This window comes from Allosphingosinicella deserti, assembly GCF_003012735.1.
GTDB classification, from domain to species: domain Bacteria; phylum Pseudomonadota; class Alphaproteobacteria; order Sphingomonadales; family Sphingomonadaceae; genus Allosphingosinicella; species Allosphingosinicella deserti.
In genome coordinates this window covers 178,155-192,264 of the sequence record NZ_PXYI01000003.1, presented here as the reverse complement: position 1 = coordinate 192,264, position 14,110 = coordinate 178,155, and the positions used below count along the sequence as shown (strand labels likewise).

The 14,110-nt window shown below is 68.2% G+C and carries 16 protein-coding genes; 12 read left to right on the top strand and 4 right to left on the bottom strand.

The genetic code is table 11. The features are described from left to right. Positions 1–77 precede the first annotated feature (77 nt). The 7 genes from C7I55_RS09340 to C7I55_RS09310 all read left to right on the top strand — a co-directional run bounded on the left by C7I55_RS09340 (position 78) and on the right by C7I55_RS09310 (position 6,736). Positions 78–857, top strand: coding sequence for a VOC family protein (locus tag C7I55_RS09340; protein ID WP_106512673.1), 780 nt, complete (start codon positions 78–80; stop codon positions 855–857). Between the two features lie 328 nt (positions 858–1,185). Then, positions 1,186–2,115 (top strand): nuclear transport factor 2 family protein, encoded by a 930-nt coding sequence (locus C7I55_RS09335; protein ID WP_146150980.1) that lies wholly within the window; start codon positions 1,186–1,188, stop codon positions 2,113–2,115. A gap of 189 nt (positions 2,116–2,304) precedes the next feature. After that, positions 2,305–3,432 carry a sensor histidine kinase gene (locus C7I55_RS09330; RefSeq protein ID WP_106512671.1) on the top strand — a complete coding sequence of 376 codons (1,128 nt, stop codon included), beginning with the start codon at positions 2,305–2,307 and terminating at the stop codon, positions 3,430–3,432. Further along, entirely contained in the window at positions 3,429–4,181 is a 753-nt protein-coding gene (locus C7I55_RS09325; protein WP_233222130.1) for a LytR/AlgR family response regulator transcription factor, read from the top strand. The genes C7I55_RS09330 and C7I55_RS09325 overlap by 4 nt, the downstream gene beginning before the upstream one ends. A gap of 42 nt (positions 4,182–4,223) precedes the next feature. Further along, positions 4,224–5,102: an alpha/beta hydrolase gene (locus C7I55_RS09320; RefSeq protein ID WP_106512670.1), complete on the top strand. Its 879-nt coding sequence runs from the start codon at positions 4,224–4,226 to the stop codon at positions 5,100–5,102. 96 nt (positions 5,103–5,198) lie between these two features. Then, positions 5,199–5,954, top strand: a complete 756-nt coding sequence (locus C7I55_RS09315) for an NUDIX hydrolase (RefSeq protein WP_106512669.1) — start codon at positions 5,199–5,201, stop codon at positions 5,952–5,954. 53 nt (positions 5,955–6,007) lie between these two features. Beyond that, positions 6,008–6,736 (top strand): extensin-like domain-containing protein, encoded by a 729-nt coding sequence (locus tag C7I55_RS09310; protein ID WP_106512668.1) that lies wholly within the window; start codon positions 6,008–6,010, stop codon positions 6,734–6,736. A gap of 184 nt (positions 6,737–6,920) precedes the next feature. On the opposite strand, the gene C7I55_RS09305 is transcribed toward C7I55_RS09310, so the two are convergent. Both C7I55_RS09305 and C7I55_RS09300 read right to left on the bottom strand, forming a co-directional pair. Continuing rightward, positions 6,921–7,190, bottom strand: a complete 270-nt coding sequence (locus C7I55_RS09305; RefSeq protein WP_106512667.1) for an SWIB/MDM2 domain-containing protein — start codon at positions 7,188–7,190, stop codon at positions 6,921–6,923. 110 nt (positions 7,191–7,300) lie between these two features. Continuing rightward, on the bottom strand, positions 7,301–8,131 hold the full coding sequence (locus C7I55_RS09300; protein ID WP_106512666.1) for an LD-carboxypeptidase: 831 nt from the start codon (positions 8,129–8,131) through the stop codon (positions 7,301–7,303). Between the two features lie 81 nt (positions 8,132–8,212). Between C7I55_RS09300 and C7I55_RS09295 the strand changes: the two genes are divergently transcribed. Next, positions 8,213–9,604 (top strand): glutamate ligase domain-containing protein, encoded by a 1,392-nt coding sequence (locus tag C7I55_RS09295; RefSeq protein WP_106512665.1) that lies wholly within the window; start codon positions 8,213–8,215, stop codon positions 9,602–9,604. 31 nt (positions 9,605–9,635) lie between these two features. Here C7I55_RS09295 and C7I55_RS09290 read toward each other — a convergent pair whose 3' ends face one another. After that, positions 9,636–10,004 carry a cupin domain-containing protein gene (locus tag C7I55_RS09290; protein WP_106512664.1) on the bottom strand — a complete coding sequence of 123 codons (369 nt, stop codon included), beginning with the start codon at positions 10,002–10,004 and terminating at the stop codon, positions 9,636–9,638. A gap of 174 nt (positions 10,005–10,178) precedes the next feature. On the opposite strand from C7I55_RS09290, the gene C7I55_RS09285 reads away from it, so the two are divergent. Together C7I55_RS09285 and C7I55_RS09280 are read left to right on the top strand one after the other, a co-directional pair. Beyond that, on the top strand, positions 10,179–10,670 hold the full coding sequence (locus tag C7I55_RS09285; RefSeq protein ID WP_106512663.1) for a cupin domain-containing protein: 492 nt from the start codon (positions 10,179–10,181) through the stop codon (positions 10,668–10,670). A 46-nt stretch (positions 10,671–10,716) separates the two neighbouring features. Further along, entirely contained in the window at positions 10,717–11,715 is a 999-nt protein-coding gene (locus tag C7I55_RS09280) for a GlxA family transcriptional regulator (protein WP_106512662.1), read from the top strand. Between the two features lie 330 nt (positions 11,716–12,045). Here the strand turns inward: C7I55_RS09280 and C7I55_RS09275 are convergent, their stop codons facing one another. Further along, positions 12,046–12,594 (bottom strand): hypothetical protein, encoded by a 549-nt coding sequence (locus C7I55_RS09275; protein WP_106512661.1) that lies wholly within the window; start codon positions 12,592–12,594, stop codon positions 12,046–12,048. Between the two features lie 264 nt (positions 12,595–12,858). Here C7I55_RS09275 and C7I55_RS28090 point away from each other — a divergent pair, with 264 nt between their 5' ends. Beyond that, positions 12,859–13,011: a hypothetical protein gene (locus tag C7I55_RS28090; protein ID WP_158266356.1), complete on the top strand. Its 153-nt coding sequence runs from the start codon at positions 12,859–12,861 to the stop codon at positions 13,009–13,011. Then, complete coding sequence (locus C7I55_RS09270; RefSeq protein ID WP_106512660.1) at positions 13,008–14,108, top strand: sensor histidine kinase; 1,101 nt, start codon at positions 13,008–13,010, stop codon at positions 14,106–14,108. The genes C7I55_RS28090 and C7I55_RS09270 overlap by 4 nt, the downstream gene beginning before the upstream one ends. Positions 14,109–14,110 lie beyond the last annotated feature (2 nt).

The window sequence follows — 14,110 nt, the reverse complement described above, 5'->3', positions numbered from 1 at the left end:
GACACCACGCGCAAATCCAGGCTTGCCTCGCTCGGCACACTGGTGGCGCGCGAGGCGCCCGAAGAGGAGCATTGACGATGCAGAGCAACCCGAGCGGCTTCTTCTGGTACGAATTGCTGACTCGCGACGCCGCGGGGGCGAAAGCCTTTTACGGCGCGGTGGTCGGTTGGGAGACTGAGGATTTGGGCGGTCCCCACTCCGGCTATAGCCTGCTCAAGACCGATGGGATCGGCGTTGCCGGGCTGATGGGCTTGTCGGGCGAGGGCTGCGAAGCCGGCGGAGAGCCGGGATGGGTCGGCTATGTCGAGGTGAGCAATGCCGACTCGGCTGCCGCCAGCATCGAGGCCGGGGGCGGCCGCGTGCTTCGTGCGCCGGACGATATTCCCGAGGTCGGGCGCTTCGCCGCGGTCGCCGATCCGCAAGGCGCCAAGTTCATGATCCTCGCGCCGCTGCCGCGCGACGACGTGCCGCCGCCAAAGCCACGGATGACCCCGGGGCACACCGGTTGGCACGAACTTTATGCCGAGGACGGCGACGCAATATTCCCCTTCTACGCCGAGCAATTCGGCTGGACCGAGGATTCGGTGTTGAACATGGGGCCGATGGGCAATTACCGCCTGTTCCGGACGTCCGGAGACGAAGCGGTCGGCGGCATCATGACGCGGCAGCCGCACATCCCCCGCCCGGTGTGGAATTTCTACTTCGTCGTCGACGGCATCGACGCCGCGGCGGCGCGAATCGGCGAGCATGGCGGGACGGTGACGATGGGGCCGATGCCGGTGCCGGACGGATCGTTCATCGTCATGGCCACGGATCCGGAGGGCGTCTCCTTCGCGCTCGTCTCGACCACGAAGTGAGCCGGTGACCGGCCGGCGCAATCCGCCCGCCAATCTGCCGCCCACCGGCCACACGAGAACCGAGCGGCTGAATGGTGCGCGCCCCTGTGACCCGGGATCGCGAACGGCCCCGGCCGGGACCGTCCCTACCGACGCTCACGGAATCTGCGCCTCCGGCTTCGTCGCCGCAATGGTCGCCTTCGTCGCGCCGGTCGCTCCAGGTCGCGGCACGCCGCCACCCGGTCGCACGAAAAGCGCTACGGCTGCCTTTCCCTTCTAGCCCCGCAGCACCGTCACGGGAGGTCCTCCCTTCAGGCTTGCCGTGACGGACGATCTTGCGAGGTATGCGATGCTGCGAGCCTGTCTGTTCCTGATGTCCCTGTCCGCGCCGGCGGCCGCGTTTGCGAGCGACGCCGCGCCGGTGGTGGCGGCGGAACGGGCCTTTGCGGCCATGGCGCAGGACCAGGGGATCAGCGCGGCCTTCAAGACGTTCGCGGCGGAAGACGGAATCCTGCTCGTACCGGAGCCGACGCCGGCGAGGCCGCATTTCGAGAAACTGGGTGACGCACCCGGCAGCCTGCGCTGGTGGCCGGTCTATGCCGGTATCGCGCAATCCGGTGATCTCGGCTTCACCACCGGCCCGTTCGTCAGCGACGACGGCCGCAACACGGGCCAGGGCTGGTTCTTCACGATCTGGAAGCGCCAGCTGGACGGACGCTGGCGATGGCTGCTCGATCACGGCACGCCGACCGCGGCGCCGAGCGCGATCGGCAGCGACGCCCCGTTCGTATCGCTGGCGCCCGGCACTGCCGGCGGCGCGGGCGCGGCGGCCGAGCTCGACGCGGTCGAAGCCAAGCTGAACAGCGCGCTCGCGGGCGACGCCCGCGCGGCGCTCGACGCGGTGCTTGCCGACGATGCGCGGGTGATGCGTCAGGGGCCGCAGCCCTTCATCGGACGCGCCGCCTTCTCCGCCGCGCTGCTGCACGGCCCGCAATCGATCCGGACCCGCCCGCTCGGAAGCGGAGTCTCGGACGCGGGGGATCTCGGTTATTCCTTTGGCCACGCGGATTGGGAGCAAGGCGGGCGGACGTTGAACGGCCATTATGTCCGGCTCTGGCAGCGGCGCAACGAGGGCTGGAAGCTGATCGTCGACGAGCTCGTCCCCCGCCCCGAGCCGCGCCGCGGCGCCACGCCTGCCGCCACGCCCGCTCCACCCCCCGCAACGAGCGAAGACCACGCCGGAACCGGATTCGCGGCACCGACACGCCCGAGCCCATGAACGTCGGCGGGCGAGCGATCCGGCTCGTCCGCCGGCCGCATCCCGGGTGCCTTTCCCCCACCGCACCCGGGATGCCCTTCCTCTGCAAAGCCGCCGATTCCTGCGACGAAGGATCGCGCATGATCGCGCCAAAAGGGGTATGGAACCTCGGGGGGCACATCGGGAACCGACAGGGGAGCGCTTGCGGGGATGACGAGGGCACATTCGCTGGGGGGACAGGCCGCGAGGCTCACGCTCGGCGTGTGGCTGTTCACGGCGATCCTGTTCGTCATGCCCAGCCTGATCGCGACCGGGCACATGCCGGCATTCGCCGCCGGCTACGTGGCGATCGACATCGTCATGGGGATCGGCTTGTCCGTTCTCCTCTACCGGGTCGCCGCGCGGCTCCAGGAGAGCCGCGAGTTTGCGCGGATCGCGGGCGTCTTCGCCGCGGTGTGTGCCGCCGCCTTCGTCTTCTCCTTGTTCGACAGCTGGCTGGGCGGAGAAGTGGTGCGGCTGTTCATGAAGGGGCATCGCGTTCCCGAGGAGGTTCTCCACATGACCGTGTCGAACTTCATCAGCTTCTCGTGGCTGTTCGGCCTGCTCGGCACGATCTACGTCATCCTCCAGACCAACCAGGCGGTGCGGGAGCGCGACCTGCAGCTCGCCGAAGCGCGCTCGCTCGCACAGACGGCCCAGCTCACCGCCTTGCGGCTGCAGCTCAATCCCCATTTCCTGTTCAACACATTGAACGCGATCTCCTCGCTGATCGTCACCGGCCGCAACCGCGACGGCGAGAAGATGCTGTCGCGCCTCTGCGATTTCCTGCGCACCGCCCTGATGTCCGACGGGCGCGGAAGCGTCAGCATCGGCGAGGAGCTCGACATGCTGCAGACCTATCTGGAGATCGAATCGATCCGCTTCGGAGACCGGCTGACGGTGGAATTCGTCTGTCCGGACGCTTTGCTTGATTTGCCGATACCCAATTTCATCCTGCAGCCGCTGGTCGAAAATGCGCTGAAGCACGCGGTCGCGCCGACCAGCAAACCGGTGATCATCCGCGTCGCCGCCCGGCAGGAGGGTAGCGACCTGCTGCTCAGCGTCACCGACAATGGCGGGCCGCCGCGGAAGACGCCCGCAAATGGGCCTTCGGGCGAGACCGGGACAGGCCCCTCCACGTCTCTGGGCACAGGCGTCGGGCTCGCCAATACGCGCCGTCGCCTTGAAGTGCTCTACGGCGCGCGCGGCCGGCTCGAGACGATGGTCCATGACGAAGGCTTTCTCGCCATCGTCCGGCTGCCGATCAACGCCACGCCGAAGCTGGAGCTCGTCGCATGACCTTGCGCACCCTCCTCGTCGACGACGAGCCGCTGGCGCTCGATCGTCTGCAGATCTTCTTCCAGGACATGGCCGACGTCGAGATCGTCGGAGTCGCGCGGGACGGCACCGAGGCCGCCGAGGCGATCGGCCGGCTGAAGCCCGATCTTGCCATTCTCGACATCCAGATGCCCGAGCAGAACGGGCTGCGCGTCGCCTCGTCGCTGCCGCCGGAGCTTCGGCCCGAAATCATCTTCGTCACGGCGTTCGAGCAATATGCGCCCGATGCGTTCGAGGTCGAGGCCGCCGATTACCTGCTGAAGCCGGTGCGATTCGATCGGCTGTGGCAGGCGGTGGAACGCGCCAAGCGCCGCAAGATCCTGCGCGGCATCGCCGACCGAATCGCTGCGCAGGATGCGGCGGCACGGCCGGAACATGACGACGGGATCTGGGTGTCGACCCGGTCGGGCGCGGTGTTCGTGCCGGTGGAATCGATCGACTGGATCGAGGCCCAGCGGGATTATGTGATGCTCCACACCGCCACCCGCAGCCACATCATCCGCATGTCGATGCGCGCGCTGGAGGAGAAACTGGATTCGAACCAGCTCCTGCGCGTCCATCGCTCGGCCTTCGCGCGGCCGAGCCAGGTCGTCGAGGTCCAGCGCATGGGCAAGACGATCAACGCGCTCGTGCTGCGTGACGGCGCGGTCGTCCAGGTCGGTCCCAATTATTCCAAGACTGTTGCGGAGCGGCTCGGCCTGCCCGCCTGACGCGACCTTGACTGCGTGGCCCGGCAGCGAGAGCCTGCGAGGGTGCAAAGCCTTTTCGCCGGCGGGACCTTGGTCCGGCTGCTCCTTCTGCTGCTGATCCTCGGCCTCGCGGCGTCGTGGCTGCTCGGCGCATTGATGGTGCGCGCGACGCCCTCGGCCGTCCCGCTTCCCCCTGCGCCGGCAACCCCGGTCAGGCTGGAGAGCAGCGACGGGCTCGCGCTCGCCGGCAGCTACTGGCCCGGTCGCAGCGCCGATGCGCCGGCCATTCTTCTCCTCCATGGCAACGGCGCCTCACGGGCAGCCCTCGCCGGCAACGTCGCCTGGTTCGCGGAGCGCGGCTATGCGGCACTCGCCATCGATCTTCGCGGCCACGGCCGATCCGCGTCTGCAGGCAAGAGCTTCGGCCTGGAGGAATCGCGCGACGCCGCCGCCTCACTCGCCTGGCTCCGTCGCAAGGGCCATGGCAGGATCGCGGTGATCGGAGTCTCGCTCGGCGGAGCCTCGGCGCTGCTCGGCGACCACGGACCGGTCACCGCCGACGCCCTGATCCTCCAGGCCGTTTATCCCGACATCCGAAGCGCAATCCGGAACCGCATCGCAGGGATCCTCGGCACGGTTCCGGCCACGCTGCTGGAGCCGCTGCTCAGCTTTCAGGCGCGGCCGCGGCTGGGCGCCTGGCCAGGCCGGCTCGCGCCGATCGCCGCCCTCCCCCGCTTTCGCGGTCCCGTGCTGATCGTCGGCGGCGGCGCGGACCGCCACACCCCGCCGGCCGAGACACGGGCGCTGTACGCAGCGGCGCCCGGGCCCAAGACCTTGTGGATCGCCGAGGGCTACGACCATGCCGCCGTCTCAGCCATCGACAGCCCGGAATATCGCAGGCGCGTGCTGGCCTTTCTGGAGCAGACGATCGGCCGCCCGTGAGCGGAGACTGCCGCTCCGCGCCTCCGCTCCAGCGTGCGGAGGGGAGATTGGCGCGGCGGCTTTCCCACGCCGGGCGCGCCCTCTAAGGCTCGCGGGATGGCCGAGCTTTCCGAACCGATCCCCGCCGCCACCCTGATCCTGATGCGGGAGAGCCACGGCGGTGCGCCGGAGGTGCTGATCGTCGAGCGGGCCAAGACGATGGCATTCGCAGCCGGCGCTTTGGTCTTTCCGGGCGGGCGCATCGATCCCGCCGATCACGTCGCCGCCCTGGCGATCGCGCCCGAGCTTTCCGACGGCGCGGCGCGGATCGCGGCCGTGCGCGAAACGATCGAGGAAACTGGGCTCGCGCCCGCGCTGACGCCCTCCCCCGATCGCGCCGGCGCCGCCGCGTTGCGCGCCGGGGTCGATGCGGGCGAGCCCTTTGCGGCGCTGCTGGCGCGGCTCGGCTACACGGCTGCGCTCGACGCCCTGATCCCGTTCGCGCGCTGGTGTCCGAACTTCCGGGAAGCGCGCCGCTTCGACACCCTCTTCTATCTCGTCGACGCGCCGGACCGCATGGTGCCGCAGGCCGATCAGGGCGAGACCGTGCACGCTTTCTGGGCGCGCCCCGCCGACGTGCTCGCCGACATCGCCGCCGGACGCGCCCACGCCATCTTCCCGACCCGGCGCACCCTCGAGCGCCTCGCCGGCTTCGCTTCGATCGCGGCGGCGCGTGCCGATGCCGCGCGGCATCCGGTGCAGAAGATCACCCCGTGGATCGAGGAGCGCGGCGGCGCCCGGTTCCTCTGCATCCCCGAGGATGCGGGCTACCCGATCACCGCCGAGCCGCTCGAGACGGCGAGGCGCCATTGACGCGGCGCAGAGGCCGGCGCGGAAACAAAGGCAGGGTTCCGCGTAAGGGCCGGATGCGCATCCTGCGGTGGCTGAAAATCCTCCTCGCCGTCGGCCTGGTCGGCTTCGCCGCCATGCTGCTCTACGGCTATGGGCGCAATCATCCCGAGGACATGCCCTGGACCGAGCTCGACCTGGCGCAGCCGGTCGGCGCCTTCACCGGGCGCAAGCTCGTCGCGCTTCGCGAGCAGCCGGATCGCTGCCGGGCGCTGCTGCGCCGCTCCGGCGTCGAATATACCGCCCTCGCCGCGCGCGACGGTGCCGGGCAATGCGGCTATCGCGACGGCATCCGGCTGAACCGCGCCGGAGCGCTCCACATCTCCTATCGTCCGGCCGGGCTCGGCACCAGTTGTCCGGTCGCCGCCGCCCTGGCCTTGTGGGAATGGCATATCGTGCAGGAGGCGGCACTCGAGCATCTTGGCAGCCAGGTCGCGGCGATCGACCATTTCGGAAGCTACAATTGCCGCCGCATCTACGGCCGCGCGCAGGGCAATTGGAGCGAGCATTCCACCGCCAACGCGATCGACGTCGCCGGCTTCCGGCTCGCGGACGGCCGCCGCATCACGGTGATCCGCGACTGGAACGACACCGGCGCGAAAGGCCGTTTCCTGCACGCCGTGCGCGACGGCGCCTGCGATCTGTTCGCAACCGTGCTCTCGCCCGATTACAACGCGTCCCACCGGGATCATCTCCATCTCGATCAGGCCGCGCGCGGCAAGATGGGCTGGCGCGGCTGCCGCTGAGGCGGGTGACCCGCCACTCGAGACGGGGCCACGCACGCGGCAATCTTCCGCCATGACCGCATTTGAACAAGCGGGCCGAATGAGAGGGGGGGGCCTGAACGAGAACGGCCGCTCCCACCCTCCTGCGAGAGGGTGGGAGCGGCCGCGACCCTTGTGAAACGGGCCGGCGGAGCCGGCCTCGCGCTTACTTCAGGTGGTTGGACAGGTGCTTGTTCATCTCGAACATCGACACCTTGTCCTTGCCGAAGATCTTGCGGAGCTTGTCGTCCGCGAGGATCTCGCGCTTGTTCTCGGGGTTCTGCAGATTGTTGGAGCGGATGTAGTCCCACATCTTGCTCACAACCTGGCTGCGCGGCAGCGGATCGGAGCCCGTGATGTGGGCCAGATCCTCGGAAGGCTGAACCGGACGTGCAAGTCCGCCCTTCGCTTCGCCGCCAGAAGTCCCTTTTGCCATAATACCCTCCCTGTGGTGCGTGGATCGATAAGCCCCAAACGCGCGGCGAGTGCAAGCGATTCTGAGAGAGCGCGCGTCACGGCGTTCCCAAAGGCCGCTTCGCCGCGAGTCTAACCTGGATCAGCCCGGCCGAACGGTACGACCTTGTTGGCAGAATCGTGGCCGACGTCGGCCGCGCCCTGATAGGCGATGCCGGCGCGGGCACACCAATAGCGCACGACCTGCTCCTCGTCGGCGCCGAAATCGGGTTCGTTGACCGGCACGTTGCTGACCCGGCCGAGCCGGATCCCGGCGATCCGGCGAATGCCGGGATTGCTGGTGATGTGGAACATCGATCGGTCGATGCTGTACATATATTCGGACACGTCCTCGAGCAGCAGCACATGCCCGGCGAGATCGGGCTGCAGGCTGGTGCCGAGCAGCTGGCTGAGCACGGTGATGTTGAACGCGGCGACCGGATCGGATCCGAGCCCCGGTTCGAGCGCCCCGGCATCGCGGCGCACCAACCAGGCGAGCGACCGCCGCACCGCCGCCTCGCCGCCCTCGCGGCGCAGCTCGTTGGCCATTGGACCGTGGACGATGTGCGGAAAGCCGGCGCGGTACAGGCCGGCGAGCACGAAGCCGGCGTCGCTATAGCCGAGATAGGTCTTGTCGCGGGCGGCGGCATTGCCGGCAAGCTGCTCGATCACCTCCTCGGCGATGCGGCACGATCCGTAACCGCCGCGGGCGAACCAGATCGCGTCGAAGCCGGAATCGCAGGCATAGTCTGCGAAGGCGGCGGCGCGCACCCGGTCGTCACCGGCGAAATGGCCGTAGGCGAGGAAGCATTGCGGGTGGAAGACCAGCTCCGCCTCTGGAAAGCTCTCCGCCGCAATCGCCGCGACCCGCTCCGCCACCTCCGCCCTGATCGGCGTGCTCGGCGCCACCACTCCGATCCGCATTCCCCCTCCCTATGCGCGTCCGGCGCGCTCGAAACGTCACAGCCGTTTGAAAAGCCCGGCGAAGGTCAATAGGGCGGGCGCATGGCCGATACCAAATCCTATTTCTTCTGCGGCATCGGGGGCAGCGGCATGCTGCCTTTGGCCGGCATCGTCCGTGCGCAGGGTGCCGAGGTGGCGGGCTCCGACCGATCGCTCGATCAGGGCCGGCTCGGCGACAAGTTCGCCTTCCTCGCGCGGCAGGGCATCGGCCTGTTTCCCCAGGACGGCAGCGGGATCACCAGCGCGGACCAGATCCTGGTCACCTCGGCGGCGGTCGAGGAGACGGTGCCGGACGTCCAGGCGGCGCGGCGGATCGGCGCGCGGCAAGTGAGCCGTCCCCAGCTTCTCGCCGCTTTGTTCAACGAAGCGCCGCTGTCGATCGGAGTCGCCGGCACCAGCGGCAAATCCACGGTCACCGGGATGATCGCCTGGATCCTCCATCAAGCGGGCCTCGAGCCTACCGTGATGAACGGCGCAGTGATGAAGAATTTTGTCACCGCCGACACTCCGTTCGCAAGCGCCCTTGCCGGCCGCGGCGGCGCCTTCGTCAGCGAAGTCGACGAGAGCGACGGATCGATCGCGCTCTACCGGCCAGCGATCGCGGTGCTCAACAATGTCAGCCTCGATCACAAGACGATGGACGAGCTGCGCACCCTGTTCCTCGGCTTCCTCACCCGTGCGGGCACGGCCGTGCTCAACCTCGACGATCCGGAAACGCGCTTGCTCGGCGAGCGGATCGAGGCTGGCCGGCGCGTGACCTTCAGCCTGATCGACGAAGGTGCCGATCTGTTCGGCACCGACATCGAGGAAGCGCCGCTCGCGGTCTCGCTCATCGTCCGGGCGGGCGGCGAGACGATCCCGCTGCGCCTCCAGGTGCCCGGACGGCACAATGCGGCCAACGCCCTCGCCGCCTTGGCCGCGGTGCGCGCCGCGGGCGTGCCGATCGCCCGCGCGGCGGAGGCGCTCGCCGGCTTCAGCGGCCTCAGGCGCCGGTTCGACGTGGTCGGCACGCGCGAAGGGGTCAGCGTAATCGACGATTTCGGGCACAATCCCGACAAGATCGCAGCGACGCTCAAGACCCTTCACGCCTTTCCGGGCCGGCTGCTGGTGCTGTTCCAGCCGCACGGCTACGGGCCGTTGAAGGTGATGAAAGATGCGCTGGTCGCCTGCTTCGCCGAAAATCTGGCCGACGGCGATGTGCTGGTGATGCCCGATCCGGTCTATTTCGGCGGCACCGTCGATCGCGCGGTGACCAGCGCCGACATCGTCGACGCGGTGCGCGCCGCCGGCAGGCTCGCCGAACACATTCCCGATCGCGCCGCCTGCGGCGAGCGCCTCCGCGCCCTTGCCGCGCCCGGTGATCGTATCATCATCATGGGCGCGCGCGACGACACCCTCTCGATCTTCGCCCGGGACCTGCTCGACGCCCTTTAGATTGCGGTCAGTGTCACAGCGACAAGGCGACTCACAGCTCGACCGCCCGGGTGGCCGTGGCAACGTCGCCGGTGTTCGGCGTGCCGTCGGGATCGATGAGCAGCAGCTTGACCTCGCCGCGGCGCGCGGCCGGGCGGTGCTCGGTGCCGCGCGGAACGATCAGCAATTCGCCGGTCCGCACGGTCATCGTCCGGTCGCGGAAATCCATGTCGAACTCGCCATCGAGGATCAGGAACAGCTCGTCGGTCTCGTCATGCTTGTGCCAGACCCACTCGCCCTCGGTGCGGACGAGACGGACCTCATTGTCGTTGTAGCGCGCCACGATCTTGGGCGCCCATCGCTCGGTGAACGAGTCCAGTTTCGCATGAAGGTCGATCTTCACCGGTCCGCGCTCCGCCATCCCGTCTCTCCCATCGTGGTTCCTGCGAACAATGGGCGCGGCGGTGAGGGCCGGGCCAGTGCGGCGCTCGCCGAAGTACGAGGATATCTCGCCAAAACATCAGGTGGCGAGATATCCTCGATCGACGTCCGATCCGCCGCTTGTGGAGCCGCGCCGAACCTTTAGGATCGGCTCATGCCAATCCGTTCATCGTCTGCGGACGGGAGCACCGGCGCGGCACGGTTCGCGCTCGACATCCCACCGACACAGGGGTCCCATTATCCGGAGCCCTTCGCCGCGCGGGTGAAGGGCCGGATCAAGCGCCGGCTGGGCGATGCGTTCGGGCTCGCCAATATCGGCATCAATCTCGTGACGCTGGGGCCCGGCAGCGCCTCCTCGGTCCACCACCGCCACAGCGTGCAGGACGAGTTCGTCTACGTCCTCTCCGGCGAGATCGTCCTCGTCGACGATGGTGGCGAGCAGCTGCTGCATCCCGGGATGTGCGTCGGCTTTCCCGCCGGCGGTACCGCCCACCACCTCGTCAACCGCTCCGCCGCCGAGGCCTGCTACCTCGAAGTCGGCGACCGCCTGCCCGGCGATTCCGGCATCTACCCGGACGACGATCTGGAGGCGGTGCGGACGGACCAGGGCTGGCTGTTCCGGCACAAGAATGGCGATCCCTATTGACGGCCTCGCGGCGAAATGGGGGCGATTGGCGCAGGGAGGAAGAGCTATGCGCACGACGATCATCACCCTGGCCGGAGCGATGCCGTCGAGCGTAACGATCACGCTCGACGTGCTCACCTACGCCAACCGCCTCTGCACCCAGGCCGCCCGCCCGGCCCCGTTCGAGATCCGGCTGTTCGGCTCAGGCGCGCCACATTTCGCGGCGTTCGTCGATCAGGCCCCGCCGTCGCCGCACGCGCCCGAGCTGGTTCTGGTTCCGGCGCAGGGACTCTCCAAGGCGCCATCGATCGCGCAGCGGCTGAACGAAGCCGACGCGGAGGAAGCGCGGCTCGCGCTCGTCCGCGCCGCAGGGGCCGGCGCCCACATCGCAAGTTCGTGCACCGGTACCCTGCTGCTCGCCAGCAGCGGCCTGCTCGACGGACGCCGCGCCACCACCGCCTGGTGGCTCCCACCGGTCTGCCGCGATCTGTTCCCCCGCGTTCGGCTGGACACGGCTGAACTGGTGCTCTCGGACGGTGCCTTCACCACCGCCGGCGCCGCCATGGCCCAGATGGATCTGATGGTCGGGATCGTCGCCCGTTTCGCCGGCAGTGAGATCGCGGAGCGCTGCGCCCGCATCATGGTGCTCGACGAGCGCCGATCGCAGACGCCCTATATGGCCATCGGCCTGCTCGCTGCCGGTGACGACAAGGTTGTCCGTGCCGCCGCCTGGGCCCGCGCCGCGCTCGAGCGCGGCACCAATGTCAACGAGATCGCCGCGGCGGTCGGCGTGTCGCCACGCACCTTCGCCCGTCGGGTCCAGCGCACCACCGGGCTCTCGCCGATCCAGTTCCTTCAGCGGGTCAGGGTGGAGCGGGCGATCGAGCTGATCGAGACCACCCGCCTTCCGGTCGAGGAGGTCGCGCGGCAAGTCGGCTATGCCGAGCCCTCGACGCTCCGCGTCCTGATCCGGCGCGCTTACGGTGCCGGCCCCCGCGAGCTTCGGTCACGCGCCGCGCGGAACGGCCAGGCCACCCCAGGGTCGGAAAACTTGACGCGCGCATAGGTAGGAATGCTAATGTCAACCAATTCAGTTGACTTATCTGCTCATCCTGTTATGCTGCACTGCATCAAAACAAGGGAAATCAACATGGTACAGCGTCTTACGGGCGCGCTTTCGGGCGTGACCCTCGGCCTCGTTTACGTCTCGGTCGTCATCATCGGGATGTAATTGCCGTTCGAGCGGAATGACCCGCTCGTTGAAAAAGCCCGCCCGGCCTGCCGGAGCGGGCTTTTTGCTGCCCAGCGTATTTCCGCCGCGAAGCCGGCGGGCCGTTCGCAAACGAAAGCGGCGGAGCCGAAGCCCCGCCGTCCTGGTTCGTGCATGTTGGAAGGCTCAGCCCTCGACGGTCACGTCGATCTTGTCGACCCATTCCGGGAAGAAGGCGGGCTCGCGGTTCGACCAGCCCGGCGCGGTCGCCGCGGCTTCGCTGATCGACTGCAGCAGAGTGCGGCGACGCTCCGGGTGGAGGTGCGGCAGCGCTGCGGCAGCGCAGAAGGCACCGGGCAGCCACGGACGCACCGCGGCGCCGATCAGACGCTCGTACAGGAAGCGGTACGACGCAAAATCGGGAAGCCGCTCCTGGCCGAGATCGAAGGCGGTGACGGTGATCAGGGGGCCCATTAGCGGCTCCATCTCATCGAGTCCGCTGTCGTCCGGCACATTGGTTCGGATATGTTCGAGCCGGCGGTACATGCGCTCCTGGGCGCGGATGCTGGCGGCCTCGCCAACGTCGCGCGACCAGCGGCGGATCGCATCGCGCCGGCCGAGACCGACATCGAGCGCGCGGCGGATATAACGCTGCGTCGCTGCCGGAAAGCCCGCAAATTCCTTCATTTCGACCAGGGTCAACGCCCCGTGAGCCGGCTTCGTATTCGTCGCCATGTTCCCGCTCCTTCTACCCGACGGAGAATATGCGGCCGAAACTCTTACAGGCCGCTTAACCAACGCCTCCGTTCCCCACCGTAAATGGACCAAAGTTCTCGCCGCACCGCAACGAGAATGTTGACCAAGGGGCGGCAGCGTCTCAGGAGTGTCACATCGACGCCACAGAAGACGCCAGGAAATCGCGGAAACATGGGATCCAAACGCCTTCGTAACGATCTTTTCCACACAAATTGTGCTCGGGGCACTTGCCGAATGTCGCAAATGCGTATCCCGGATCCGATCGGGGCGACATCGGTGAATACCATGGAACATGGGGTGATCAGTGCCGAGGTGCGCGTCGTGGTTTGCGCGAGGGAAGCGCTCGACGGGAACGCGCTCGCCCGGAGCCGGCCCGACCGGATCGAGGCCGCGTGACACCGCTCCGCGCCCGCCTGCCCGATCTCCCGCTCGCCGCGGCGACGATCGGCGGCTTCTGGCTCTTCTACCTTGCCACCATCGTGCTGCGCATGGCGCTGCTCGAGGAGAATTTCCACGCGCTGCAATATCGCGCCGCGGGCTGCCTGATCGGCGTGATCCTCACCTTCCTCGTCTACCTGGTCCTGCGCCGCGCCGCGGCCGAGAGCATCCGGATCAAGGTGATCGCCGCCGCCATCGCCTGCGTGCCCGCCGCGGCGATTTTCTCGACCTTCAACCTCGCTTTCATGCTGTATCAGCCGCTGCCGAGATCGTCGTCCGCCACCACGACCGCGCCGGCCAAGCCGATGCAGCCGCCCTCCGACGCCCGCGTCGCACGCCTGATCGCCGACGGCCTCGTCACCTGGTATTTCTTCTTCGCCGCCTGGGCGAGCCTGTATCTGGCGATCAGCTCCTCGGTGCAGTTGCGTAATGCCGAGCGCCGGGCCTCGCGCGCCGAGCGCGACGCCCATGCCGCGCAGCTGCGCGCGCTGCGCTATCAGGTGAACCCGCATTTCCTGTTCAACACGCTCAATTCCCTCTCTTCGCTGGTCCTGTCGCGGCGCGAGGACGAGGCCGAGAACATGATCGTCGGCCTCTCCACCTTCTTCCGGGCGAGCCTGTCGATCGATCCGACCGAGAACATCAGCCTGGCCGAGGAGATCAAGTTCCAGTTGCTCTACCTCGACATCGAGAAGGTGCGATTCCCCCACCGCCTCCGGGTCGAGGTCCGGGTGCCCAAGGCGCTGGAGCAGGTGCCGGTGCCGCCGCTGATCCTCCAGCCGATTGTCGAGAACGCGATCAAGCACGGCGTCGCCCGCACCACCGAGCAGGTCACCCTGACCATCGAAGCCGTCGAGGAAGGCGGCCGGCTGGTGGTGCGGATCGAGAATGATCGCGGGCCCGATCCGAGCGCCGCCGTAATGCACGGCACCGGAGTCGGCCTCGCCAACGTCTGCGACCGACTGGCGGCCCGCTTCGGGCGCGAGGCCGAATGCAGCCACGAAGGCTTGCCCAACGGCGGCTATCGCGTCACCATCGCCATGCCTTTAGAGTGAAC

What these genes read in the sequence shown, in the direction of transcription:
- C7I55_RS09285 (WP_106512663.1), top strand. Translation starts at nt 10,179, where the DNA reads ATGCCAATCCGTTCATCGTCTGCGGACGGGAGCACCGGCGCGGCACGG.
- C7I55_RS09335 (WP_146150980.1), top strand. Translation starts at nt 1,186, where the DNA reads ATGCTGCGAGCCTGTCTGTTCCTGATGTCCCTGTCCGCGCCGGCGGCC.
- C7I55_RS09290 (WP_106512664.1), bottom strand. Translation starts at nt 10,004, where the DNA reads ATGGCGGAGCGCGGACCGGTGAAGATCGACCTTCATGCGAAACTGGAC.
- C7I55_RS09275 (WP_106512661.1), bottom strand. Translation starts at nt 12,594, where the DNA reads ATGGCGACGAATACGAAGCCGGCTCACGGGGCGTTGACCCTGGTCGAA.
- C7I55_RS09315 (WP_106512669.1), top strand. Translation starts at nt 5,199, where the DNA reads ATGGCCGAGCTTTCCGAACCGATCCCCGCCGCCACCCTGATCCTGATG.
- C7I55_RS09310 (WP_106512668.1), top strand. Translation starts at nt 6,008, where the DNA reads ATGCGCATCCTGCGGTGGCTGAAAATCCTCCTCGCCGTCGGCCTGGTC.
- C7I55_RS09300 (WP_106512666.1), bottom strand. Translation starts at nt 8,131, where the DNA reads ATGCGGATCGGAGTGGTGGCGCCGAGCACGCCGATCAGGGCGGAGGTG.
- C7I55_RS09295 (WP_106512665.1), top strand. Translation starts at nt 8,213, where the DNA reads ATGGCCGATACCAAATCCTATTTCTTCTGCGGCATCGGGGGCAGCGGC.
- C7I55_RS09305 (WP_106512667.1), bottom strand. Translation starts at nt 7,190, where the DNA reads ATGGCAAAAGGGACTTCTGGCGGCGAAGCGAAGGGCGGACTTGCACGT.
- C7I55_RS09325 (WP_233222130.1), top strand. Translation starts at nt 3,429, where the DNA reads ATGACCTTGCGCACCCTCCTCGTCGACGACGAGCCGCTGGCGCTCGAT.
- C7I55_RS09280 (WP_106512662.1), top strand. Translation starts at nt 10,717, where the DNA reads ATGCGCACGACGATCATCACCCTGGCCGGAGCGATGCCGTCGAGCGTA.
- C7I55_RS09330 (WP_106512671.1), top strand. Translation starts at nt 2,305, where the DNA reads ATGACGAGGGCACATTCGCTGGGGGGACAGGCCGCGAGGCTCACGCTC.
- C7I55_RS28090 (WP_158266356.1), top strand. Translation starts at nt 12,859, where the DNA reads ATGCGTATCCCGGATCCGATCGGGGCGACATCGGTGAATACCATGGAA.
- C7I55_RS09340 (WP_106512673.1), top strand. Translation starts at nt 78, where the DNA reads ATGCAGAGCAACCCGAGCGGCTTCTTCTGGTACGAATTGCTGACTCGC.